A 23,672-nucleotide genomic window follows, 5' to 3' on the forward strand; every position below is an offset into this window, starting at 1 on the left:
TGACTAGAAAAAACAAAGGAGAAATCATGTCTCAACTCTATGATATTACCATTGTAGGTGGCGGTCCTGTCGGGCTCTTTGCTGCCTTTTACGCCCACCTACGCCAAGCCAAAGTCCAAATCATCGACTCCCTTCCCCAGCTCGGTGGTCAACCAGCCATCCTCTACCCTGAAAAGCAAATCCTTGATGTGCCAGGTTTTCCAAATTTAACCGGAGAAGAGTTGATCAATCGCTTGATTGAACAGCTAAACGGCTTTGATACCCCTATTCATCTCAATGAAACAGTTCTTGAAATTGAGAAACAAGATCAAGGATTTACCATCACAACCAACAAAGGTAGCCACCTGACTAAAACAGTTATCATTGCCATGGGTGGTGGTGCCTTCAAACCACGTCCGCTCGAATTGGAGAATGTTGAAGACTATGAAAATATCCACTACCACGTTTCCAATATCCAACAATACGCTGGTAAGAAGGTGACCATCCTTGGTGGTGGTGACTCAGCAGTGGACTGGGCTCTGGCTTTTGAAAAAATTTCGCCAACTACCCTTGTTCACCGCAGAGATAATTTCCGCGCCTTGGAACATAGTGTGCAAGCCCTGCAAGAATCATCTGTAACCATCAAGACACCGTTCGTTCCTAGCCAACTTCTCGGAGATGGAAAAACACTCGACAAACTAGAAATCACCAAAGTTAAATCAGATGAAACCGAAACTATCGAAGTAGACCACCTCTTTGTCAACTACGGCTTCAAATCTTCTGTCGGTAACCTTAAAAACTGGGGTCTGGACCTCAACCGTCACAAGATTATCGTCAACAGCAAGCAAGAATCTAACCAAGCAGGTATCTATGCTATCGGCGACTGCTGCTACTATGAAGGAAAAATTGACTTGATTGCCACAGGACTTGGAGAAGCACCAACTGCTATTAACAATGCCATCAACTACATCGACCCTGACCAAAAAGTACAACCCAAACACTCAACCAGTTTATAAGAAAAGAACCACGGATCCTAGGATTCGTGGTTTTATAGTTCATCTGGTATAAAAAGCAACTTACTGGACTTTTACTTTAAAAAGCAAAAGTCTACTTTGTACCATTTAAAGCTTTTGGATATTCTTTACTTTTCGTTTCTATAGTTTCAACTACTTTTGTAGAAAATTCTCCCTTCATCGAACTATCAATGTTTTTCGAAACTTCTTTCAAACTTTCTTGAGCACTTAATAGAGAAATCTTCATATATTTTTCTGTATCTTTTTCTATAGTGGAAATACGAGCTTTTTTTGCTGGAGCCAAGATGTTTTTTATAAATGATCGTTCCAACTCTTTTTCAATATTTCTTAGAGCCTCCTCTCCCCCCGCGAAAAAATCATTAATATAATCAAATACATTCGCCATTATCGTTAACCTCGTTCTTCTAAGCGTCTTTGTTGCTCCTGAGCTCTGGCAAGCTCATCTTCTAAGAGACGGTGTTGCCGCTTGTAATCCTGTTCGAGCTCCAATTCTTCTTGTTCGAGTTGTCTTTGTCTATTTCTATACGCCATCTCGATTTGCTGACTAAAGTTGGATGCGAGTCGATTGGATTGATAACGCCATTCGGTTGTGTCGCCGCCTAGCTGGTCTAAGGAATGAGAAATAATTTGATACTTTTCTTCAATCATATGCCTCAACTGTTGAAACTTATAGTTTGCTTCTTCGTACTGATTTTCGATTTTTTTGAAAGAACGTCTATAGTCATCCTCACATTCTTCAATACGCTGTCGCTTTTTCCTGATTTCATCCTCTATCACATCAAACTCTCCCATTGCTTAAATTCATTAGCCAATTCTTCATCTTCATCTAATTTTTTCTGAATACCGTCTTTGATTTGCTTTTCTAAATCTGTAAAATCTTTCTCTAATTGTTTCGCAGTATCAAGAACTGGAGTAAACCTCTTTTGAATGACACCAACAGTTGTTTCATAAGTCACTCCTCCATCAGAATAGGCAACCTCCGTTTCGTACGGACTTAGGGTGAAACCCCAAGGAACATTACTGCAAGATACAAGTACTTCACTCGCATCTTGAACACCTTCATTATATATTTTTTTGAGAACATCTAGTTCTTCTGTTACAATATGGCAAATACCTGACGCCGTTAGCTTAGCTTGTTCAGAGTCTAGAAAGATTCGCTCATCAGATGTAAAACCATCAGAAGATAGACTCTTCTTAAGCTTTTTGAAACTCTCCATTTTAATCAGAAAGTTGTTATAAGCGACTGTACTGGTATTGGAAAGAATTTTAATTTTTCCTTCATTATCCAAGCGATAACCATAGGTCATATGCTGATTTACAAAATCTTCTTGTTCACTATCTACATAATAAACCATACCTACAGAACCGATACTGCCCTTCTCGGGATCTCTACCAACCATGCTGATCATATCTTTAGGGTCAGCATAGTTGTAGATACGTCCTTTAATCTGATCGACAATTTTCCTCTGTTCAGGGCTAAGGATTCGGTAGACATCAGGTCCGTTGTAGATATGAGCCTGTTGGATTCGCTCGATTTGGGCCGCTTCAAGAGCAGCCATAGCATACTGAGCATCCATAGATCCAAGAGAATGCCCATAGATGTTAATCTTGGCATTAGGATATTTTTCCATGACATCTTTTAAAGCTCTGGCAGAAGCCTTTAGCTGCTCGGTAGAATTGTCTCGGTCGCTGGGATTGCTTTGCATTACAATTCTCTTGGCTATAACTGCATCATTTTCAGCCCAGTCATTCCAGACATCCGGTGCCTCATTTAAAATATGATCTGGACCCGTAGAACCACGAAAGAGAACCGTTACTTCCTGTACCTTATCAGCTTCTTCATCAGGATTTTTTACAACTGCATAAACCTGCTCGCCCGCTCCTGTAGTATTGTTGTAGGCTTGGGTGACAGTGCCAAGTTCTCTTTCATATTGGTCATATAAAGTTCTTTCCTCGCCCATATTATCCTGATACTCTGCCATTGCAGTTTGAAGGTTATTTTCTTTAATATAATTTTGTGTCATTCATTATTTCCTTTCAAAAGTTTGGATAATTTTGGTGAAGTAGAATAATATGCTGAATGGTATGAGCCATCTTTGTTTTCAATCAAATTATAATTTATATTTAATTCATTATCTTTGTTGATAACCACCGAAACCATCAATCCTCCCATTGGATTATAATCTAAGCTACTTTCATCAACAACATAATCCTGGATGACACCTGCATTAGTAAATGCATTAGGATCTTTCGATTTCATAAAATGTTCATAAACCTTCTTCGCCTCATCGCTTGTTGCGATAGCTATCATTTCTTGTTTCTTTTGGTATTGGTGCATGCTACATCCTCCTACTGTGATTCCAATTACTGCTAAAATACTGAATAAAATAATCATACTTTTTTTAGGTTTTTTCATGGTGCCTCCTTTATGCTATCCTATCAATGAATTAGGGACTAACTTACTCATAGTATAGCATAACTTTCCTGTACCTTATCAGCTTTTTCATCAGGATTTTTTACAACCGCATAAACCTGCTCGCCAGCTCCTGTGGTATTGTCGTAGACTTGGGTGACAGTGCCAAGAATGTCATTGTTAGGTGTAACAGCTTCTCCATCTTTAAACAAATCTCTGTATTCCGTCATTGCTATTTGTAAATGGTAATCATTAATGTATTCTTTCTCCATAATTAATTACTGCTCCTAAGAAGTTCTGCGAGTTTTGGATACGTAACATAGCCACTGGATTCTAAATTCCCCTCTCTGTTTCTTACAATACCAAATTGAAAACATAAATCTTTTTCGTCATTAACATAGACTCTTACTTCCATTCCTCCCATTGGATTATACTCTAATGAATCAGTATCAATTTTATAAGATTTGATTAGCCCTTTTTCTGTCAGAGCTTCTGAATCTCTATGCTTCATATGACTTTCATAAATTTTTTTCGCCTCATCGCTAGTCGCGATGGCAATCATTTCTTGTTTCTTTTGGTATTGGTGCATGCTACATCCTCCTACTGCGATTCCAATTACTGCTAAAATACTGATTAAAATAATCATACTTTTTTAGATGTTTTCATATTTCCTCCTTTACGCTATCCTATCAATGAATTAGGGACTAACTTACTCATAGTATAGCATAAAAACAGACTTTTACTTTCTGTATATCATCAGCTTTTTCATTGGGATTTTTTACAACTGCATAAACCTGCTCGCCCGCTCCTGTAGTATTGTTGTAGACTTGGGTGACAGTGCCTAATTTCTCATTATTAGGAGTTCTAGCAATATTATCTAACTTTAAATTTCTATATTCTGTCATAGCTATCTGAAGTTGTCTTTCATTGATATATTCTTTTTCCATAACTCTATTCTCCAAGAAGTTTTGCTAATTTCCCTGAGTATATATAACCACTAGATTTTAAAATGCCTTCATTATCTTCAATGATTCCAAATTGAAATTCCAAATCCTCATCATCATTCACATAAACTGTAACCTCCATCCCTCCCATGGGATTGTAATATAGAGTATCTTTATCAATTTCATACGATTTAATAATTCCATCATCAGTTAATGCTTTGGGATCTAATGCTCTCATATGATTTTCATAAACCTTTTTTGCTTCCTCGCTTGTCGCGATGGCAATCATTTCTTGTTTCTTTTGGTATTGGTGCATGCTACATCCTCCTACCGCTATTCCAATCACTGCTAAAATACTGAATAATACTATCATACTTTTTTTAGAACTTTTCATGTTTCCTCCTTTGTGCTATCCTATCAATAAATTAGGAACTAACTTACTCATAGTATAACATAAAAACAGACTTTTACTTCCTGTACATCCTCAGCTTTTTCATTGGGATTTTTTACAACTGCATAAACCTGCTCACCCGCTCCTGTAGTATTGTTGTAGACTTGGGTGACATAACCTACATTTTGATTATACTGAGTATTAACCTCATATTTATTTTCTTTCATGTTAGGTTGGTACTCTGTCATAGCTATCTGGAGATGAGGATCATTAATATATTTTTCCACCATTACTATCATTCCTCTTTTTTATAATATTTATCACGAGTCTGCCAAAATTTAGGCGTACTTCCATAAAATGCTGAAGTATAATCTCCATCAGACTTTTCAATTAAATTATAATCCACAAGCATTTCTTCATCATCATTGATTATTAAAGAAGCCATCAGACCACCCATTGGATTATAACTTAATGAATCTTGTTTCACTTGATAGGAATGTACGAATCCTTTCTCAGTAAAAGCATAAGGGTCTTCTTTCTTCAAATATTCTTCATAAACCTTCTTCGCCTCATCGCTTGTTGCGATGGCAAGCATTTCTTGTTTCTTTTGGTATTGGTGCATGCTACATCCTCCTACTGTGATTCCAATTACTGCTAAAATACTGAATAAAATAATCATACTTTTTTTAGATGTTTTCATATTTCCTCCTTTGTGCTACAGTATAATTTATCTATAGTATACCATAGATTATGGAGTTGGCTTCCTTTAAAATTCTTCTCATATATTTATTAACTTCAATAAAAAACCACGAATTGAATAATCCGTGGTTTTATAGCTCATCAGCAATCTTGTTTATTTTTCTGAGTCTGTGGTTGACACCACTTTTGGTTAGGGGATTGCTCAGGCTATCCGCCAACTGCTGGATAGAGTAGTCTGGGTGCTGGATCCGTAAGCGAGCCACCTCTTGCAAATCCACGGGTAAATTTTCCAAACCCATTCTATCTTTGATTTTACTGATATTATTGATGGTCTTCATACTAGCAGAAACCGTTCGAGCGATATTGGCTGTTTCAGCGTTATTGGCTCGATTGAGATCATTACGGGTTTCACGCAAAATCTTGACGCGCTCAAAATTATCACGCGCCTGCATGGCCCCAATCACGATCAAAAAATCCATGATGTCTTCTGCACGTTGGAGATAGGTAACTGCACCTTTCCTGCGCTCAATAACCTTGGCATCCAGCAAAAACTGCTGAAGGAGAGAGGCCAGTCCTTGGGCATGGTCCAAATAAACAGAACTAATCTCCAACTGGTACTTGCCAGACTCAGGATCTCGGATGCTACCATTTGCCAGAAAGGCACCACATAAGTAAGCACGTCCAGCCTCCTCATCTGCTAAAATATCGGGATCGATACCCGTCTCCAAACCAAAGAAGGAATCCGCAAGCCGCAAATCAGCTAAAAGCTCCTGCACCCTCTCATCGGTATAGACCGTGTAGACACGATTCTTGCGAAGATTGCTTCTCTGATGGTGACGAATTTCTGACTTGATCTCATAAAAATGGAGAAAGGACTCATAAAGGTGCCGAGCTAACTTGGCATTTTCGGTCACAACTGACAAGGTCAAGCCCGAACTAGATAGACCGATACTTCCAGACATCTTGATAATGGCCGATAGTTCATAACGACTGAGATGGTGTTGACCAAGAATTTCCTCTTTTACTGCGACTGTAAAACTCATTTTCTCACCTGTATAATGCGCATCAATTCGTCTACAATCAAATCGCCATCATGGAAGGCACCTCCATTTTCCAAACGAAGAAAGTTGGATGAAATCACACGAGGAACCTGCTTGCAAAGACCAGCAAAATCATGCTCTACCTGAACTAAATACTCATCAAAACGGTTGGTATCCATGTATTTTCTAGGAACCTTCTCGATATTAACCAAGACCGTATCAATAAATGGCCGACCTAAGTGTCGATGGAGGACTTCCACGTGGTCACTGTCTGAAAAGTGCTCTGTTTCCCCACGCTGGGTCATGATATTGCAGACATAGGCGATCTCCGCCTTGGTCTCCAAGAGAGCCTGCCCGATCTCCTCGATGACAATATTGGGCAAAATCGATGTAAAGAGAGAACCGGGCCCCAAGACGATCATGTCACTCTCGAGAATAGTATTGACTACTCGACGGCTGGCTTGCGGTGTTTCATCATCCAAGGTATTGGTCACATAGACATGGTCGATCATGCCTGGATGATCTGCAATGTGGCTCTCACCTGCAACCTCAGAACCGTCTTTAAAGACTGCATGCAGTGTCAGAGGCTGATCGCTTGATGGGTAAATTTTTCCTGTTGTGTGGAAAAAGAGACTTAGCAGCTGCATGGCATTATAAGTGGACCCTTGCATTTCAGAAAGCCCTGCTATAATGATATTTCCTAGAGGATGACCCGCAAAAGCTCCAGCCTCTTCTGAGAAACGGTACTGAAAAACCTTCTCATAAAACTTAGGCATATCCGACATGGCTACCAGGACATTGCGAAGATCGCCTGGTGGTGTCAGCTGTTGGATATTCTTTCTTAGTTCACCAGAAGAGCCACCATCATCAGCTACCGTTACGATGGCTGCGATATCAACATCCTTTTCTCGCAAGCTTTTCAAAATGACGGGGATACCAGTTCCTCCACCAATTACCGTTATCTTTGGTTTTCTCATGAACGGTTTACCGTTTCCTTTCTTCTGTCTTTGTCACGATGGCTTTCATTGACAGGCCAGTTTTTAGCAAGGTCCTCAGCTATGCGCTTGGCAAAAGCAACACTACGGTGTTGTCCACCTGTACATCCTACTGCAATGGTTAAAACAGACTTTCCTTCTTTTTTGTAACTTGGCAAAATGGGCTCAATCAAGACGAGTAAGTGCTGATAAAAACTTTCAGACTCTTCATGATTCATCACATAGTCATAAACTGCTCGATCCTCACCTGTCTTATTGCGGAGTTCAGGGAGATAGTAGGGATTTGGCAAGAAACGGACATCAAAAACCAAGTCTGCATCGATCGGGATACCATACTTGAATCCAAAAGACATGACTTCAATACGGAAAGACTGGACTTGTTCTTGGTCTGAAAATTGCTCTGCAATGGTTTTACGAAGTTCACGAGGAGTGAGTTCTGTCGTATCCACCACATTTTGACTCATGTTTTTCAAAGGTGCTAAGAGTTCACGTTCCAGCTTGATGCCATCTAAAATTCGACCATCAGCAGCTAGAGGGTGACTTCGTCTAGTTTCCTTATAGCGTGCCACCAATTCCTTATCTGCTGCGTCTAAAAAGAGAATTTTGAAATCCAAATCATCTTGGTTTTCCAATTCATCCAAAACTGCCTGAATCTCTGAAAAGAAGGAACGGCTACGCATGTCCACAACCAAGGCAAGTTTGTGGTCATCATCTTTAGTTTCAACCAGCTGCAAGAACTTTGGTAAGAGGGCAGGCGGCATATTATCAATCGTAAAATATCCCAAATCTTCGAAAGACTGAATGGCTACGGTTTTTCCTGCGCCACTCATCCCTGTCACAATCACTAGGTGAAGTTGTTTTTTTGTCATCTATCTCTCCTTATATCAAAAGAAGTTTGGCAAAACCAAACTCCAACTAGCTTATCCAATCTCTGCGATGACTTCAATTTCGACTTTCACATCGCGAGGAAGACGAGCTACTTCCACAGCTGAACGAGCTGGAAATTCCTCTTTAAAGGCCGTTTGGTAAACCTCGTTAAAAGGAACAAAGTCATTCATATCGCTCAAGAAGCAAGTTGTTTTGACAACATGGTCAAAGTCTGTTCCTGCTTCAGCCAAAATAGCACCGATATTTTTCAAGACTTGTTCTGTCTGTTCTTGGATCGTTTCTCCTACAATTTCTCCAGTTTCAGGAGATAGGGGAACTTGACCGCTCGCAAACAAAAGATTGCCAACGATTTTTCCTTGAACATAAGGTCCGATTGCTTTTGGAGCTTTGTCTGTATGAATTGTTTTTGCCATTTCTTTCCCTCACAATTTTTCTAATATTGCATCCCAAGCCTGATCCATCCCTGCCTTGCTGACAGATGAAAAGAGGATGAAGTCGTCACTTGGATCAAAGTTTAATTTCTTTTTGATTGCTGATTCGTGCTTGTTCCATTTACCACGAGGAATCTTGTCCGCCTTGGTCGCAACGATGATAACCGGAATCTCATAATACTTGAGAAATTCATACATCTGTACATCATCTGCTGACGGGTCGTGGCGGAGATCCACCAGACTGACCACGGCACGGAGATTTTCCCGAGTGGTCAAATACTCCTCAATCATGCGCCCCCATTTTTCACGTTCCTTTTTAGAAACGCGGGCATAGCCATAACCTGGTACATCCACAAAACGCATCTTGTCATCAATGTTAAAAAAGTTGAGTAGCTGGGTTTTCCCAGGTTTTCCTGATGTACGGGCCAAATTCTTGCGGTTTAGCATGGTGTTGATAAAGCTAGACTTGCCAACATTTGAACGCCCTGCTAGGGCAATCTCTGGCAGTTCATCCTGCGGATAGTGAGACTTGTTTGCCGCACTGAGCAAGATTTCAGCATTGTGTGTATTGATTTCCATAGTCACCTCTAGGCTGTTTCTAGAATGGGTTTTTCCGTTCCATCAACAGCTTCTTTTGTGATGCGGACCAATTTCACATTTTCTTGACTTGGAACCTCAAACATAACGTCTAGCATGGTTTCTTCGATGATTGAGCGAAGACCACGCGCACCCGTTTTGCGTTCAATAGCCTTATTGGCAATTTCTTGAAGGGCTTCATCATCAAATTCCAACTCGACATCATCATAAGAAAGCAAGGTTTGATATTGTTTGACCAAGGCATTTCTTGGCTCTTTCAAGATACGAACCAAGTCATCGACCGTCAATTGCTCAAGAGCAGCAAAGACAGGCAAGCGTCCAATCAACTCAGGGATAATCCCAAATTTTTGAATATCTTCTGCGATGATTTCTTGCATGTAGGAGCTGTTTTCGTCAATTGCCTTGTTATTTTGGCCAAAACCGATGACTTTTTCTCCCAGACGTTGTTTAACGATTTCTTCGATGCCATCAAAAGCACCACCCACGATAAAGAGGATATTTTTAGTATCCACCTGAATCATCTCTTGTTGTGGATGTTTGCGTCCTCCTTGAGGCGGTACGCTAGCGACAGTTCCCTCGATAATCTTGAGAAGGGCTTGTTGTACCCCTTCACCCGAAACGTCACGTGTGATAGACACGTTCTCGCTCTTTTTGGCAATCTTGTCAATTTCATCCACGTAGATAATCCCACGTTCTGCACGTTCGATGTTAAAGTCAGCAGCCTGCAAGAGTTTGAGGAGGATATTTTCCACGTCCTCACCCACATACCCAGCCTCAGTAAGAGCTGTCGCATCTGCAATAGCAAAAGGTACATTCAAGCTCTTAGCCAAAGTCTGAGCCAAGAAAGTTTTCCCAGAACCAGTTGGACCAATCATCAAGATGTTTGACTTCTGCAAATCCACATCTTCTGACTCTTCACGCGTATCGTGGAAATTGATGCGTTTGTAGTGGTTGTAAACAGCCACTGCCAAGGCACGTTTGGCACGATCTTGACCAATCACATAGTGGTTTAAGATATTGAGGAGTTCGATTGGTTTTGGTACTTCAGACAAGTCTGCCAAAACTTCCTCGGCCAACTCCTCCCGAATGATTTCCTGGGCCAACTCCACACATTCATTACAGATAAAGGCGTTGTTCCCAGCGATTATTTTTTTTACTTCTTCTTGGCTTTTGCCACAAAATGAGCAATAAACCATCATATCATTTTTCCTATTTGTAGGCATGATTTCCTTCCATTCTAATTTATCATTCTATCTAAAATAAGGTCATATAAAAAGCGTGGACACTGTTCACCAGATTGGTAAAAGCATTCAACCAGAGTAAAGCAGACAGTCCATAGCGCTTCTTACGAAAAGCCTGTGCTCCAGTCAAAATACAGATCACACACAAAAAAGCTGTAAAAAATCCAAATATACTGCGCTCCATTAGACTTCCTTTCTATCTCGGTATTCGATGGTAAAATCATAGTCGTTTTTCTCATCACGGGTGTAAGATTTGCTTGCGACCGTCTCAAAACGAGACAAGTCAAACTCATCAGGGAAATAGGTATCTCCCTCCACCTGAGCATGAATCTGTGTCACGATGATTTCATCTAAATACGGCTCAAAAGCCTGAAAAATCTGCTTTCCGCCAAGGATATAGAGATTTTTTTCTTGACTCTGATACCACGCTAAAACAGACTCCACATCTTGAAATACGAGCGCCCCATCTATGACTTCTTCGCTATTGCGCGTTAAAATCAAGGTTTGCCGTTTTGGAAGCAGACGACGTCCCATGCCATCAAAGGTCACTCGCCCCATCAGTATAGCATGATTTAAAGTTGTTTCCTTAAAATGTTGCAACTCTGCTGGCAAATGCCAAGGGAGACGATCTTCCTTCCCAATCACACCTTTTTCATCTTGGGCCCAAATGGCTATGATTTTCTTTGTCATGCTTCCGTCCTTTTTATTGATACTACTATTTTATCAAAATTCTCCCAAAAAGGCTGTTTTGAAACGCGCGCAAAAGAGAGAAAAGGAGCAGGCTTCATTTAGCCTGCTCCTCTCGTCCCTAGGACATATATTTTTTTGCTTCTGATTCGATTTTTTCGACCACTTCCTGGATACTCAGTCCAGTTGTGTCAAGGTAAACTGCATCCTCAGCCTGTTTGAGAGGTGAGGTTTCACGATGACTATCCTTGTAGTCACGTGCCGCAATTTCCTCTTTCAAAGTTTCCAAGTCAGTTTCAATCCCTTTAGCAATATTTTCCTTGTAACGACGCTCTGCTCTTTCTTCAACAGAAGCCACCAAGAAAATTTTGAGCTCAGCTTGGGGCAAAACAACCGTTCCGATATCACGTCCATCCATGACAATACCACCTTGCTGGGCAATCTCCTGCTGGAGAGATACTAGTTTTTCACGTACTTCTGGAATAGCAGCAATGCTTGAAACCTTGTTGGTCACTTCATTTTCACGGATAGGATGAGTAATATCCACATCGCCAACAAAGACAAGTTGTTCACCTGCCTCCGAACGCCCAAAACTAATAGGATGTTGATCAAGGAGATAAAGAAGCTGGTCTACATTTCCTGCATTCAACTGGTGTTTGAGCGCTATATACGTGGCCGCACGGTACATGGCACCCGTGTCGAGATAAGTATAGCCAAAATCCTTAGCAACAATCTTTGCGACCGTACTCTTACCACTGGAAGCAGGACCATCAATAGCAATTTGAATTGTCTTCATTTCCGACTCCTATCTAGTCTTGATCACATCACCAGGGTTGGCAAACCAAGTTCCTGATGACATATGAGAAGGATTCAAAGCTTCCAACTGGGCAATAGAAATTCCTGCACGTTGTGCAAGAGCTGCTTCACCCTCTCCTGGATGAACAGTAATTGTTCCTTCACCGTCGGTATGCTCTTCAGAGCTACTTTCTGACGGAGTTGTTTCAGAAGAAGATGTTTCTTCTACCTTGCTGCTTGACGATGAAGACTCTTCCACTTTTGAAGTGGAGCTGCTAGCAGGTGCTGAAGGATCATAAAAATCCTTCAAGGCAGCTGTGCGGTTGCTTCCTCCGGTAGAAAGGTAAATCAATACGACAACCATTGCTACAACGATTACAAAGAAGAGGCTAGCTAGGACTGTCAAGACACGATTGGCAACAACGCCTTTTCCCTTTTGTTTACGGCGACGACGATCTGTTCTTGATTCTTCCTCATTGTTTTCATAAATATCTTCTTGCCATGGTTCTTTTTCCATACCTTACTCCTTGTATTTTTTAAACTTTCTTATTACAATATAAATATGAAACTCACACTTATACCTGAACGATGCATCGCCTGTGGGCTTTGCCAAACCTATTCTGAACTCTTCGATTACCACGATAATGGAATCGTTCGATTTTACGATGATCCAGTTGAATTGCAAAGAGAAATCGCTGAGTCTAGCGATGTTCTGGAGGCCATCAAAAATTGTCCTACACGTGCACTTCTAAAAGATCCGTCATAGTTTAAAAGGGAGACCGATTTTGTAAATTCTTTTTATCACTTTAACCCCTTCATCTACTAGTTTAGCATATTTCTAGGTAAAATTATAGTCTTTTTCGCTTATTTTTTCCTTCGAAAATAGAAAGATCACTTTTTTCTTTGACCAGATAGAGTGGTCTTTTTTTGGTCTCTAGATAGATCTTACTGATATATTTTCCCAAAATCCCAATGGTCAGGAGTTGAATCCCTCCAAGAAAGAGAATCACAGCCATCAGAGAGGTCCAGCCAGATGTCGGATTCCCCAAGATAAGGGTCCGAAACACCACAAAAACAGTCATCATAAAAGAAATAAAACAAGATAGGAGTCCCGCTACAAAGGCTATACTCAAGGGAAAATCTGAAAAGTTGAGAATCCCTTCAATCGAGTAGAAAAAGAGCTGCCTAAAACTCCAACTGGTCTTGCCAGCCTGTCTTTCGACATTTGGATAGTCCAGATAGTGCGTTCGAAAACCAACCCAGGCAAAGAGTCCCTTAGAAAAACGATTGGACTCGGTCAAGGCTAAAATAGCATCCACCACAGATCTTCTCATCATCCGAAAATCACGGACACCCGAGGGCAAAGCTACTGGGCTAATTTTTTGCATGAGGCGATAAAAAAGATCAGCACAGAAACTGCGAAAGAAGGGTTCTCCCTCCCGACTGGTTCTGCGCGTTCCAACACAGTCCAAGTTCGCATCCTGGTCTAGTAAGGTTTTCATCTCAAGTAGCATACCGGGAGGGTCCTGGAGGTCTGCATCCATCATGACCACCAGGTCCCCAGTCGCATACTGCAAACCTGCGTACAGAGCTGCCTCCTTCCCAAAATTTCGTGAGAACGAGATATAATGCACCGCAGTATTTTGCTCCCGATAAGCCTTCAAAAGCTCTAAGGTTCCATCGCTTGAGCCATCGTCTACAAAGACATACTCGACCTCTGCTCCCAGATCAGGAAGCAAATCTTCAACAGACTGATAAAAAAGAGGAAGCACTTCCTCTTCATTTAAACAGGGGACAATGATCGAAATCATTATCTTAGTCTTCAAATCCGTTTGGATGCTTACTTTGCCAACGCCATGCGTCTTCACACATTTTCGTGATATCAAATTCTGCTTCCCAGCCGAGTTCTGCTTTGGCTTTTGCAGGATCTGAATAGCAGGCAGCGATGTCTCCTGGGCGGCGTTCTACGATGCGGTAAGGAATAGGACGTCCCACTGCTTTTTCCATATTTTGAATAATTTCAAGAACAGAGTAGCCCTTGCCTGTTCCAAGGTTATAAATGTTAAGGCCGGACCCTTTTTGGATTTTTTGAAGAGCTGCAACGTGACCTTTGGCTAGGTCTACGACATGGATATAGTCACGAACACCAGTTCCATCTTCCGTATCGTAATCGTCTCCGAAGACTTGCACTTGCTCTAATTTTCCAACAGCTACCTGAGTCACATATGGTAAGAGATTGTTTGGAATTCCATTAGGATTTTCTCCTAAATCTCCACTCTCATGCGCTCCGATTGGATTAAAGTAACGAAGCAAGACCACATTCCATTCTGAGTCTGCTTTGTAGATATCAGTCAAAATTTCCTCTAACATAAGCTTAGTACGGCCATACGGATTGGTCACTGAAAGTGGAAAATCTTCTAAGATTGGAACCGTGTGAGGATCTCCATATACTGTCGCAGAAGAGCTGAAGATGATATTCTTACAGTTTGCTTCTTCCATAACCTTTAAAAGACTAAGAGTTCCAGCGATATTGTTGTCATAGTAGGCAAGAGGGATACGTGTTGATTCACCTACAGCCTTCAAACCAGCAAAGTGAATCACACCTGTTGGCTCTTCTTGCTTGAAAATATCTCTGAGAGTATCAGTATCACGGATATCTGCCTCATAGAAAGGAATTTCAACTCCTGTGATTCTTTCAACAACTTCTAAACTTTTACGGTTGCTGTTGACAAGGTTATCCACTACAACCACTTGATGACCTGCTTGGATCAATTCAATAACAGTGTGGGTTCCGATAAAACCTGCTCCACCTGTTACCAAAATCTTTTCTTGCATCTTTTTTCCTCGATTCTCGAATTATTTTTTCTTATTTTACCATTTTTGGTAGGGAATGTCATTTGCCATCCTAAAGGGGAGACTAAAATTTTAGTAAAATGCTTATACTCTTCGAAAATCTCTTCAAGCAATGTCAGCTTCGCCTTGCCGTGGGTATGGTTACTGACTTCGTCAGTTCGATCCACAACCTCAAAACAGTGTTTTGAGCTGACTTCATCAGTTCTGTCCACAGCCTCAAAGCCGTGCTTTGAGCAGCCTGCGGCTAGCTTCCTAGTTTGCTCTTTGATTTTCATTGAGTATTATTCGCTTTTTACTCGTTTGACATAGTTTGCAATTGGGTAGTTTACTGGGTCCAAGGTCAATTCCTTGTCTTGGACCAATTGGGCTAGATGGTAACCGATGATAGGCCCCGTTGTGAGACCTGATGAACCTAGACCACTAGCTACATAGACACCTGCTAAACCAGGTACTTGCCCAAAGAAAGGCGAGAAATCACTGGTGTAGGCACGGATTCCTACTCGCTCACCCGATGATTTCGCTTCTGCCAAGGCTGGATAGTGAGGTAAGGCTGCCTCCTCCATTTGTTGGAGCAAGGTGTCATCTACCGTCAAATCAAATCCCATATCATTTTCATGAGTAGCGCCCAAGGACAATTTCCCACCTGCAAAAGGGATCAAATCCCATTCCCCTTCTGGCATGACAACAGGGTATGATTCCATGTCTTGGGCAAGCTGATAATCTCGGAGTTGCCCCTTTTGGGGACGAACATCTACCTCATATCCTAAAGGTTCCAAAATGTCCCCCAACCAAGCTCCCGTCGCTAGCATAACCTGATCAAACACCTCTTCGCCAATCTGATAGCCAGATGCTAAAGGTATCAGACTCACTTTTTCTTTGACCAGCTTGACCTGACTGGCTTCTAGCAAACGATTCACTAAGATTTGACCATCTACTCTCGCCCCACCAGAAGCATAGAGCAAGTGGTCAAATCCCTGCAGACCAGGGAATAATTCATTTGCAGACGCTTGGTCTAAAATGGCTAACTGACCTATCAAGGGAGATTCTTCCCTGCGCTGAAGGGCTAGTTCATAGAGTTCTTCCAACTTGGATTCATCCTTTTTCAAGAGAAAGACTCCCGAACGCTGATAAAAGTCGATTTCTTGCCCTGACTTCTCTAAATCAGCCAACAAATCCACATAAAAGTCAGCTCCCAAGCGCGCCATCTTGTACCAAGCTTTATTGCGTCGTTTTGAAAACCAAGGACTGATAATTCCTGCTGCAGCCTTGGTTGCTTGCCCCTGTCCATGGTCAAAAACGGTCACCTCTAAATCTGCTTCTTTGGAGAGGTAGTAGGCAGCAGTTGCCCCTACAATCCCTGCTCCAATAATGGCAACTCTTTTCATTGTCTTCACCTTCTAACTAAATATGGTGGAAAGGATTAGTCAAGGCTTGACTAGGCAAGATATCAACAGTCCAGCTATTTTCTGCCTTCCATTGAGTAAGAAGTGCTGCGATTTTTTCCACAAAAAGCACTTCTATATAGTGGCCTGGGTCCAATGCCAACAGGCCATCAGAAAGCATATCCTGAGCTGTGTGGTAGTAGATATCACCAGTAATATAGACATCTGCCCCCTTAGCTAGAGCATCCTTATAGAAAGATTGACCACTACCACCACAGATGGCTACTCTTGAAATAGACTTCTGCAAATCACTCTCTTGATAATGCACCATGCGAAGACTATCAAGACCAAAGACTTGCTTGACATGCTGGGCCAATTCCCCAAAGGTCCGAGGCTGAATATTTCCAATACGACCAATCCCACGTTCTGGGCCTGTTTCCTGGAGATAAGTCGTCTCCTCAATGCCTAGCATCTGGCAGAACCAGTCATTGAGACCATTCTCTACAATGTCGATATTAGTATGACTGACATAAACGGCAATGTCATGCTTGATAAGGTCGATGTAAATCTGATTTTGTGGACGGCTGGCTACCAAATCCTTAATCGGACGAAAGATAGGCGCGTGCTTAACGATAATCAAATCCACACCCTTTTCAATGGCTTCAGCAACCGTCTCTTCACGAATATCCAGAGCAACCATGACCCTTTGAATATCCTTGTCCAAAGTGCCGATTTGCAGACCACGACTGTCACCCTCCATAGACAATTCCTGAGGGCAAAAGTCTTCATACGCCTTAATTACTTCACTTGCTAACATGGAGCACCTCCTTGATGGCTTGAATTTTATGAGCTAGAACTTGACGTTCCTCCAGATTTTTTTCTGGGATTTGTTCGAGGGCGAACTCTAGCTTAACAGCTTCTTTTTGCCATTTTTGGACAAATACTGGACTGACCTCTTTGGACAAGAAAGGTCCAAAGCGAACATCACTGGCTGATAGCTTCATTTGTCCTGCTTCCACCACCAAAATCTCGTAGAATTTACCAGCTTCTTCTAGGATGCTTTCTGCTACAATCTGAAAGCCGTTACCCTGTAGCCAAATGCGCAAGTCGTCTTCACGATTATTGGGTTGGAGGATCAAACGCTCTACATTAGCTAGCTTGTCCAAGCCTTCTTGCAATATGGTCGCAATCAAACGGCCACCCATACCAGCAATGGTGATAACCGACACTTGGTCTGCCTCTTCAAAGGCTGCCAAGCCATTGGCTAAACGGACTTGGATTTTCTCCTTTAGACAGTGAGCCTCAACGTTTTTCACCGCTGACTGGTAGGGGCCTTCCACCACCTCACCTGCAATGGCGCTTTTGATTTGGCCTCTCTCAACTAACTCGATTGGCAGATAAGCATGGTCACTCCCCACATCTAGTAACACAGCACCTTGTGGCACAAAGGAAGCTACCAATTCTAATCTCTTTGAAATCATCTTCTCTCACTTTCCAAAACTCTATTACCTCTTATTATACCACATTTCAGCTAGCAATCTTGCACCTAAAAAGACCGCAATCCACAGATTGCAGTCTTTCTTTATTTTCTCGCTTGGTAACGACTAGTCAAGATGAAAATCACGGTAAAGACCAACATCATGGCCCCATAAACAGGCAGTGTTTGTCCTGTTAAGGTCGAAATTTCAAGCAACTTTTGGATCATTGGGAAAAGAGCTGTGGCTAGGAAGCCTCCTACTGACCAGACAATCAAGAGGACACGCCAGAGGGTGAATGGCATGCAGGCTCTAAATACGGATAAGAAACCGATAGACCCAAGGAGATAATAGAGTAGGGTTGAGATTTCTAACTCAGACCAACCTTGACTAGCTCCAAAAATTTTCACAAAAAGAACGCTGAACACGACCATGAGGGCACTTGGTAGGGCGCGAAGTATGGATTTTCTGAGGAAGTTTGGTTCAACAGGCTTGATATTTCGCTCAAAAGTCAGAACGAATGGTGGGAAACCTTCCACAAACTGGTCGATCATGGTAATCTGGATTGGAATGAAGGGGAAAATCAAGATCCACTCAGACCGTCCCAGAAGAACACTGGCAATACAGATGACTGCTAACAGGAAGGAATAGATCGTTTTAATCAAGAAGATCGGTGCGATATGGGCGATGTTATTGACCACCCGACGGCCTTCAAAGAGAATCTCAGGAACATCATTAAAGTCTGAGTTCAAGAGAACCAGATTGGCAATCTGACGAGTCGCCGGATCTCCCTCCGCCATTACAATCGAACAATCCGCCTCACGAAGAGCTAGGATGTCATTGACTCCGTCCCCTGTCATTGCCGTTGTATGCCCTGCTTTTTTCAGCGTTTGGATGATGAGTTTCTTTTGATGAGGGGAGACACGTCCAAAAATAGCTGTCTCTTCAGCCATGGCAATCAATTCCTCATCCGTGATTTTTGAACAATCTACATAGCTGTGATAGTCTGCAAAGTCAGCTTTCTGAGCAATGCTGGATACAGTGACCGGATTGTCACCAGATATAATCTTGAGGCCCACTTTCTGAGAACGGAGATAGTCTAGCGTTTCAGCGGCTCCTTCTCGAATCGGGTCCAAGATTTCCAGCAAGGCTAGAGCCTGAATATCAGATGGTTTCTGTGGTTTGTGGTGGTCCAGTTTTTCCTGACTGAGGGCTAAGACCAAGACACGTGACCCTCTCTCCAAAGCCTCTCTGGCTTCTGGTACTTCAGAGTCCAACAACATCTCAGGAGCTCCTAAGAAAACTGTCCCTAGCCCTTCTAACTCCATAGCTCCCCACTTACGGTCGCTTGAGAAAGGAAGATTCGAAAGCATAGGATAGGAGACCTGTCCTTGGAAACGCTGGCGAATGGCTTGAGCTGTTGGATTTTTATCCTCACTATGAGCTATGTAGCTGGTCAGAATGTTAGTAATAGCCTCTTCACCATAAGTTTCCGTCAGAGGAAGAACTGCCTCCACCTGCATCTTTCCTTGGGTGATGGTCCCCGTCTTGTCCAGACAGAGCATATCCACGCGCGCCAAGGTCTCGACAGAGTACATCTCCTGCACCAAGACCTTTTTCAAGCCCAGCTTAATCACCGCAGTCAAGAGCGAAGTTATGGTCAAAAGGGCGATTCCCTTGGGCAACATTCCCAAAAGAGCTGTTGACGAATTTACAACGGATGACTTGAGGGGTAGGCCTTTTAACATCAAGGCTTCTAGCAGAAGAGCTAGACCAAAGGGAATGATAATCTTCCCAGTAAAACCAGCTAGCTTGTCTAGCGATTTCATGATACGGGAGTTGATCGGTTTCACTGTCTTAGCTTCCAGCATGAGTTTGGAAGCATAGTTGTCTGCCCCGACATGGTGAACTTTAGCTAAAACAGACCCACTGGCTAAGAAACTTCCAGACAAAAGCAAGGTATCCACTTCTTTTTGCACCAAATCACTCTCACCCGTTAACATGGCTTCATTGACTTCCGCAAAGCCTTCCAAAACCAAGGCATCACTAGGAATCTGCTCTCCTGCAGACAAACGAATGACATCTCCTAACACCAATTCTTCAGGATTCAGAGCCACTTCTTGACCATCACGAATGGTTTTGACCTTTTCCTTGGTCATGAGATTGAGCTTGTCCACCATGTGTTTGGCCCGTAGCTCGGTCACAATCCCAGAAAAAGCGTTAAAGCAGATAACAGCAAAGAAGACCAGATTGCTCCAAGCCTGCACAAAGGCCAGCGCTAGAGCAATAACAAAGTTTAATGCGTTAAAAAGTGTGAAAACATTTCGTTTGATGATTTGCCAAGTACTGGTACTGGCTGAAGCGGTAAAGTCATTGACCAAACCTTGAGCCTGTCTTTCCTTGACTTCTCTTTGGGTTAATCCCATAATCTTATTTTTATCCATGAATTCTATCATATCATTTTTTTAAAAAGAATTCTAATCCCATCTAAAACTGTTGGCTGATAACTGAAAAAGTTTGCCAGTAGTCTTTTGATAAGGTATAATAATAAAAGCAATACAATCGAAGGAGATCTCATGTTTTATACTTATTTGCGTGGACTAGTCATGCTGATTTTGTGGTCCATCAATGGCAATGCCCACTATCACAATACTGATAAAATCCCTAGCCGAGACGAAAACTATATCCTCGTCGCTCCTCATCGTACCTGGTGGGATCCTGTATATATGGCCTTTGCGACCAAGCCAAAACAGTTCATCTTTATGGCAAAAAAAGAGCTTTTTAGCAATCGCATCTTTGGCTGGTGGATTCGTATGTGTGGCGCCTTTCCTATCGATCGTGAAAATCCTAGCGCTTCTGCCATCAAGTACCCTATCAACGTCCTCAAAAAAAGCGACCGTTCTCTCATCATGTTTCCAAGTGGGAGCCGCCACTCAAACGATGTCAAGGGTGGCGTAGCCCTGATTGCCAAGATGGCCAAAGTCCGTATCATGCCTGTCACCTACACCGGTCCCATGACCTTGAAGGGATTGGTTAGCCGTGAACGTGTGGATATGAACTTTGGAAATCCTATCGATATCTCAGACATCAAGAAAATGAATGATGAAGGGATTGAAATGGTTGCAGACCGTATCCAAGCAGAATTTCAACGTTTGGACGAGGAAACCAAGCAATGGCACAATGATAAAAAACCAAATCCACTCTGGTGGTTTGTCCGCATCCCTGCCCTCATCCTTGCTGTGATTGTTGGTATCCTAACGATTATCTTTACTTTCGTCGCAAGCTTTATCTGGAATCCAGATAAGAAGAGAGAAGCTCTTGGTTAAAAAATACAATTATCCCTTGGCTTTTGCCAAGGGATATTTCTTTTATTCAATTTTCCATTTTTGGGTCAACCAGTTGGAAAAGGCTAGGAATCGTTCAACCACTTGTTCATGATGCCCATAAGGATCAAAGACAAACTGACCATTCGGATAGTGTTTCTGTAGACTGGTATGAATTTGCGCAGCATAGGTTGGTGCTTGAGCCAAGCGATTGGTATGATGGGCTCCTTCTGTTTGACCATTTTGTAAATACAGCAAACAATCTAAATTTCTCACTTTCTCTTCCTTGCAGTAAGTCACAAAATCAGGATACCAAAAGGAACCGCAGATAGAAAAGATACAGGAGACCTTGTCAAAATGGAAAAGACTGTATACAGCCGCCAAACCACCTAGTGAATACCCTCCATAGGCAAGGCGATTTTTGTCCAGGCGATAAAGCGACTGCAACCTGTCTAAAAGACCTCCAAATAAATGATCATGATAGACCTTTGCCTGACCGCCAAAATCTGGAGTCCCCTCTCTCAGAGCAGCTGCCTTCCATGGAGTGTAGTCATCTAGGCGATTTTTAGAGGTCAAGCCCACTAAAATCACAGATTCTGAAAGGGAAGATAGAAAATCCAAGTTTCCATCATTCAAAAGAATCGCTGGATAGGTTTGATTGGGATCATAGGTCGAAGGAAGGCTGATCTTAACTTGAATCCCTTCCCAATCAAACTCATTATTTATTGATAAAGTCATTGATTTTTTCAAGGGAATCAATTACTGCTGGACCATAGTCCATCAACTCATCGTAAGAAATGGTCATGATTTTTTGATTCTTAATAGCAGGAACGTTTTCCAAAACTTCATTTGCCTTCATCAACTCTACTGCGTTGGCATCCAATTTTTTATTGCGGTCGCTGGTCACATAGATAATCAACTCAGGATCCATTGACACGAGATTTTCCAAGGTCAAGCCTGATGTTCCCGTTGCAACGTTTGTATAACCAAGTTGATTCAACAAGCTCTCTTGCAAAGCAGACTTGTAAGCACCAAAGGTTTCGTCATTATAAGCAACCATAATCAAAGCCTTTTTCTTTTCACCTTGGCTTGCTGGGTTTGCTTTCTTAACAGCGTCAATTTTAGCTTGTAATTGAGCTGCGTATTCATTAGCCTTGTCCTGAACATTGAAAATCATTCCAAGATTTTTGACATCTTCTACAATATTTCCCAAATCTTGCTGAATCGTTGAAAGAGAAGCTTTTTGCGTATAGACTGGGATTTTGTTTTCATTCCAAGTGCTAACTGTTCCCAAGGATTTTTCAGAAAACATCATGTTTCGACCCATCACAGCGTCTGGCTCATAAGAAAGGACTGTCTCTTGTGATACTGTTTTTTTATCTCCGATTTGAGGAATCGTCGCAATCGCGTCCTTGTATTTGTCCGTCACAGCATTATCAGGGTTAAGCATGCCAGCAATTTTATCCTTCAAGCCTAACTCCAATAAAATTTCAGTGGTTGAAAGATTGTTGGTGATAACTTTTTCAGGTGCCTTGTCAAAGACTTGTTCGACTTCATTTCCCTTAGCATCATAGGTTTTGACCGTTAGTGGATAGGTCGTCTCTGTGCTCGCCTTTTGACTTGTTTCTGTACTAGATTGTGTGGTAGCTTTTTCTGTAGTAGTGTTGCCACAAGCTGCCATGGTTAGGGTAGCTACCGTTACGAGTAAAATACTGAGTCTTTTTTTCATCTTATTTTCCTTTTCATTTTTATAAATAGTGAATCATGGCTTGCTGATCCTCGGTCCAAGTAACCTGACTTTGAACTCCGTATACAGTTTGCAATGACTCTGGAGTAATGGTCTCCTTTGGAGTCCCTTGATAAAGGATTTCCCCCTCTTTCATCAGATAGAGATAATCCGAATAGCGACAAGCAAGTTGAATATCATGCAGGACAGCTAGAACATTAATCTTGAGTTCCTTTACAATGGCCAACAAGTCTAGCTGATACTTGATATCCAGGTGATTGGTAGGTTCATCCAGGAGCAAGAGAGTCGGTTCTTGCGCCAAGGCGCGTGCTAATAAGACTCGCTGTTTCTCCCCACCTGAAAGAGACGAATAGAGACGAGTTTTCTTCTCAAGCATATCTACCTTGACGAGGGCATCTTGAACGAGGGCATAATCCCTTTCCTTTTCCTTTTGTAGAAAAGAGAGGTGAGGCGTTCTTCCCAGCAAGACGATTTCCTCAACGGTACAATCAAACTGCAATTGATTAAACTGGGTAACAACTGCCATTTGCTTGGCCGTTTCTTTAAGTGACCAATGCTCCAGCGGTTTTCCATCTAGGCTTATCAAGCCTTTGTCCGCCCTTTCCTGACGATAGAGGAGTTTAAGCAGGCTGGTTTTTCCACTTCCATTTGGCCCAAGTATCGTATGAAATTGATGCCCCTCAACCTTAAGAGAAACTCCTTTGAGGATTTTTTTCTCTCCAAGTCCAAAGTGGACATCCTGACAAATCAAGTCCATA

Annotated in this window: 32 protein-coding genes; 3 read left to right on the forward strand and 29 right to left on the reverse strand. The window is 42.0% G+C overall.

From position 1 onward, the window contains the following. Positions 1–26: 26 nt before the first annotated feature. Positions 27–995, forward strand: a complete 969-nt coding sequence (locus KIH88_RS06510) for an NAD(P)/FAD-dependent oxidoreductase (RefSeq protein ID WP_213988135.1) — start codon at positions 27–29, stop codon at positions 993–995. 91 nt (positions 996–1,086) lie between these two features. On the opposite strand, the gene KIH88_RS06515 is transcribed toward KIH88_RS06510, so the two are convergent. From KIH88_RS06515 to KIH88_RS06605, 19 genes are all read right to left on the reverse strand, one after another. Next, on the reverse strand, positions 1,087–1,398 hold the full coding sequence (locus KIH88_RS06515; RefSeq protein WP_000024398.1) for a hypothetical protein: 312 nt from the start codon (positions 1,396–1,398) through the stop codon (positions 1,087–1,089). Between the two features lie 5 nt (positions 1,399–1,403). Continuing rightward, positions 1,404–1,790, reverse strand: a complete 387-nt coding sequence (locus KIH88_RS06520) for a hypothetical protein (protein WP_213988136.1) — start codon at positions 1,788–1,790, stop codon at positions 1,404–1,406. Then, positions 1,787–3,037 carry an Mbeg1-like protein gene (locus KIH88_RS06525; protein WP_213988137.1) on the reverse strand — a complete coding sequence of 417 codons (1,251 nt, stop codon included), beginning with the start codon at positions 3,035–3,037 and terminating at the stop codon, positions 1,787–1,789. Before KIH88_RS06525 ends, KIH88_RS06520 begins: the two co-directional genes overlap by 4 nt. Then, the gene (locus KIH88_RS06530; protein WP_213988138.1) at positions 3,034–3,429 is read right to left on the reverse strand and encodes a DUF1310 family protein; all 396 of its coding nucleotides are present in this window, start codon (positions 3,427–3,429) and stop codon (positions 3,034–3,036) included. The genes KIH88_RS06525 and KIH88_RS06530 overlap by 4 nt, the downstream gene beginning before the upstream one ends. A gap of 47 nt (positions 3,430–3,476) precedes the next feature. Beyond that, positions 3,477–3,698 carry a hypothetical protein gene (locus KIH88_RS06535; protein WP_213988139.1) on the reverse strand — a complete coding sequence of 74 codons (222 nt, stop codon included), beginning with the start codon at positions 3,696–3,698 and terminating at the stop codon, positions 3,477–3,479. A 2-nt stretch (positions 3,699–3,700) separates the two neighbouring features. Continuing rightward, on the reverse strand, positions 3,701–4,072 hold the full coding sequence (locus KIH88_RS06540; RefSeq protein WP_213988140.1) for a DUF1310 family protein: 372 nt from the start codon (positions 4,070–4,072) through the stop codon (positions 3,701–3,703). Between the two features lie 67 nt (positions 4,073–4,139). After that, positions 4,140–4,373 carry a hypothetical protein gene (locus KIH88_RS06545; protein WP_213988141.1) on the reverse strand — a complete coding sequence of 78 codons (234 nt, stop codon included), beginning with the start codon at positions 4,371–4,373 and terminating at the stop codon, positions 4,140–4,142. Positions 4,374–4,377: 4 nt separating this feature from the next. After that, a complete protein-coding gene (locus KIH88_RS06550) occupies positions 4,378–4,764 on the reverse strand; it encodes a DUF1310 family protein (RefSeq protein WP_213988142.1) in 387 nt (128 codons plus the stop codon). 47 nt (positions 4,765–4,811) lie between these two features. Next, entirely contained in the window at positions 4,812–5,060 is a 249-nt protein-coding gene (locus tag KIH88_RS06555; protein WP_247917611.1) for a hypothetical protein, read from the reverse strand. Beyond that, on the reverse strand, positions 5,057–5,461 hold the full coding sequence (locus KIH88_RS06560) for a DUF1310 family protein (protein ID WP_213988144.1): 405 nt from the start codon (positions 5,459–5,461) through the stop codon (positions 5,057–5,059). The genes KIH88_RS06555 and KIH88_RS06560 overlap by 4 nt, the downstream gene beginning before the upstream one ends. 130 nt (positions 5,462–5,591) lie before the next feature. Further along, the gene (gene whiA, locus KIH88_RS06565; protein ID WP_213988145.1) at positions 5,592–6,503 is read right to left on the reverse strand and encodes a DNA-binding protein WhiA; all 912 of its coding nucleotides are present in this window, start codon (positions 6,501–6,503) and stop codon (positions 5,592–5,594) included. Beyond that, complete coding sequence (locus tag KIH88_RS06570; RefSeq protein WP_213988146.1) at positions 6,500–7,477, reverse strand: YvcK family protein; 978 nt, start codon at positions 7,475–7,477, stop codon at positions 6,500–6,502. The genes whiA and KIH88_RS06570 overlap by 4 nt, the downstream gene beginning before the upstream one ends. Next, positions 7,474–8,364: an RNase adapter RapZ gene (gene rapZ, locus KIH88_RS06575; protein WP_213988147.1), complete on the reverse strand. Its 891-nt coding sequence runs from the start codon at positions 8,362–8,364 to the stop codon at positions 7,474–7,476. Before rapZ ends, KIH88_RS06570 begins: the two co-directional genes overlap by 4 nt. A 51-nt stretch (positions 8,365–8,415) precedes the next feature. Next, positions 8,416–8,796, reverse strand: coding sequence for a RidA family protein (locus KIH88_RS06580; protein WP_001140420.1), 381 nt, complete (start codon positions 8,794–8,796; stop codon positions 8,416–8,418). Positions 8,797–8,805: 9 nt separating this feature from the next. Then, the gene (gene yihA / locus KIH88_RS06585; RefSeq protein ID WP_000405203.1) at positions 8,806–9,393 is read right to left on the reverse strand and encodes a ribosome biogenesis GTP-binding protein YihA/YsxC; all 588 of its coding nucleotides are present in this window, start codon (positions 9,391–9,393) and stop codon (positions 8,806–8,808) included. An 8-nt stretch (positions 9,394–9,401) separates the two neighbouring features. Beyond that, positions 9,402–10,634 carry an ATP-dependent Clp protease ATP-binding subunit ClpX gene (clpX, locus tag KIH88_RS06590; protein WP_002874765.1) on the reverse strand — a complete coding sequence of 411 codons (1,233 nt, stop codon included), beginning with the start codon at positions 10,632–10,634 and terminating at the stop codon, positions 9,402–9,404. 201 nt (positions 10,635–10,835) lie between these two features. Beyond that, entirely contained in the window at positions 10,836–11,342 is a 507-nt protein-coding gene (locus tag KIH88_RS06595) for a dihydrofolate reductase (RefSeq protein WP_213988148.1), read from the reverse strand. Positions 11,343–11,460: 118 nt separating this feature from the next. Further along, complete coding sequence (gene cmk / locus KIH88_RS06600) at positions 11,461–12,135, reverse strand: (d)CMP kinase (RefSeq protein WP_213988149.1); 675 nt, start codon at positions 12,133–12,135, stop codon at positions 11,461–11,463. 9 nt (positions 12,136–12,144) lie between these two features. Further along, entirely contained in the window at positions 12,145–12,651 is a 507-nt protein-coding gene (locus KIH88_RS06605; protein WP_213988150.1) for an SAG1386/EF1546 family surface-associated protein, read from the reverse strand. Between the two features lie 45 nt (positions 12,652–12,696). Here KIH88_RS06605 and KIH88_RS06610 point away from each other — a divergent pair, with 45 nt between their 5' ends. Next, entirely contained in the window at positions 12,697–12,900 is a 204-nt protein-coding gene (locus KIH88_RS06610; protein WP_164979022.1) for a ferredoxin, read from the forward strand. 82 nt (positions 12,901–12,982) lie between these two features. Here the strand turns inward: KIH88_RS06610 and KIH88_RS06615 are convergent, their stop codons facing one another. The 7 genes from KIH88_RS06615 to KIH88_RS06645 form a co-directional block, all read right to left on the reverse strand. After that, positions 12,983–13,945: a glycosyltransferase family 2 protein gene (locus tag KIH88_RS06615; protein ID WP_213988151.1), complete on the reverse strand. Its 963-nt coding sequence runs from the start codon at positions 13,943–13,945 to the stop codon at positions 12,983–12,985. A gap of 4 nt (positions 13,946–13,949) precedes the next feature. Then, positions 13,950–14,969 (reverse strand): UDP-glucose 4-epimerase GalE, encoded by a 1,020-nt coding sequence (gene galE / locus KIH88_RS06620; protein ID WP_084867954.1) that lies wholly within the window; start codon positions 14,967–14,969, stop codon positions 13,950–13,952. Then, positions 14,948–15,262, reverse strand: coding sequence for a hypothetical protein (locus KIH88_RS06625; protein WP_081730804.1), 315 nt, complete (start codon positions 15,260–15,262; stop codon positions 14,948–14,950). Before KIH88_RS06625 ends, galE begins: the two co-directional genes overlap by 22 nt. 6 nt (positions 15,263–15,268) lie before the next feature. Beyond that, positions 15,269–16,372, reverse strand: a complete 1,104-nt coding sequence (locus KIH88_RS06630) for an NAD(P)/FAD-dependent oxidoreductase (protein ID WP_033584438.1) — start codon at positions 16,370–16,372, stop codon at positions 15,269–15,271. A gap of 16 nt (positions 16,373–16,388) precedes the next feature. After that, positions 16,389–17,186 (reverse strand): Nif3-like dinuclear metal center hexameric protein, encoded by a 798-nt coding sequence (locus tag KIH88_RS06635; RefSeq protein ID WP_033584436.1) that lies wholly within the window; start codon positions 17,184–17,186, stop codon positions 16,389–16,391. Further along, positions 17,173–17,850, reverse strand: coding sequence for a tRNA (adenine(22)-N(1))-methyltransferase (locus tag KIH88_RS06640; protein WP_033584434.1), 678 nt, complete (start codon positions 17,848–17,850; stop codon positions 17,173–17,175). Before KIH88_RS06640 ends, KIH88_RS06635 begins: the two co-directional genes overlap by 14 nt. A gap of 101 nt (positions 17,851–17,951) precedes the next feature. Beyond that, entirely contained in the window at positions 17,952–20,288 is a 2,337-nt protein-coding gene (locus tag KIH88_RS06645) for a cation-translocating P-type ATPase (protein WP_213988152.1), read from the reverse strand. Positions 20,289–20,420: 132 nt separating this feature from the next. Here KIH88_RS06645 and KIH88_RS06650 point away from each other — a divergent pair, with 132 nt between their 5' ends. Next, on the forward strand, positions 20,421–21,170 hold the full coding sequence (locus tag KIH88_RS06650) for a lysophospholipid acyltransferase family protein (protein WP_213988153.1): 750 nt from the start codon (positions 20,421–20,423) through the stop codon (positions 21,168–21,170). A 42-nt stretch (positions 21,171–21,212) separates the two neighbouring features. Here the strand turns inward: KIH88_RS06650 and KIH88_RS06655 are convergent, their stop codons facing one another. The 3 genes from KIH88_RS06655 to KIH88_RS06665 are packed head-to-tail and all read right to left on the reverse strand — an operon-like array spanning position 21,213 to position 23,671. Next, entirely contained in the window at positions 21,213–21,905 is a 693-nt protein-coding gene (locus KIH88_RS06655) for an alpha/beta hydrolase (protein ID WP_213988154.1), read from the reverse strand. Further along, the gene (locus tag KIH88_RS06660; protein WP_213988155.1) at positions 21,886–22,896 is read right to left on the reverse strand and encodes an ABC transporter substrate-binding protein; all 1,011 of its coding nucleotides are present in this window, start codon (positions 22,894–22,896) and stop codon (positions 21,886–21,888) included. Before KIH88_RS06660 ends, KIH88_RS06655 begins: the two co-directional genes overlap by 20 nt. Positions 22,897–22,915: 19 nt before the next feature. Continuing rightward, complete coding sequence (locus tag KIH88_RS06665; protein ID WP_213988156.1) at positions 22,916–23,671, reverse strand: ABC transporter ATP-binding protein; 756 nt, start codon at positions 23,669–23,671, stop codon at positions 22,916–22,918. Between the last annotated feature and the right edge of the window lies 1 nt (position 23,672).

The organism is Streptococcus oralis (assembly GCF_018448765.2).
In the GTDB taxonomy this organism is placed as follows: domain Bacteria; phylum Bacillota; class Bacilli; order Lactobacillales; family Streptococcaceae; genus Streptococcus; species Streptococcus oralis_BM.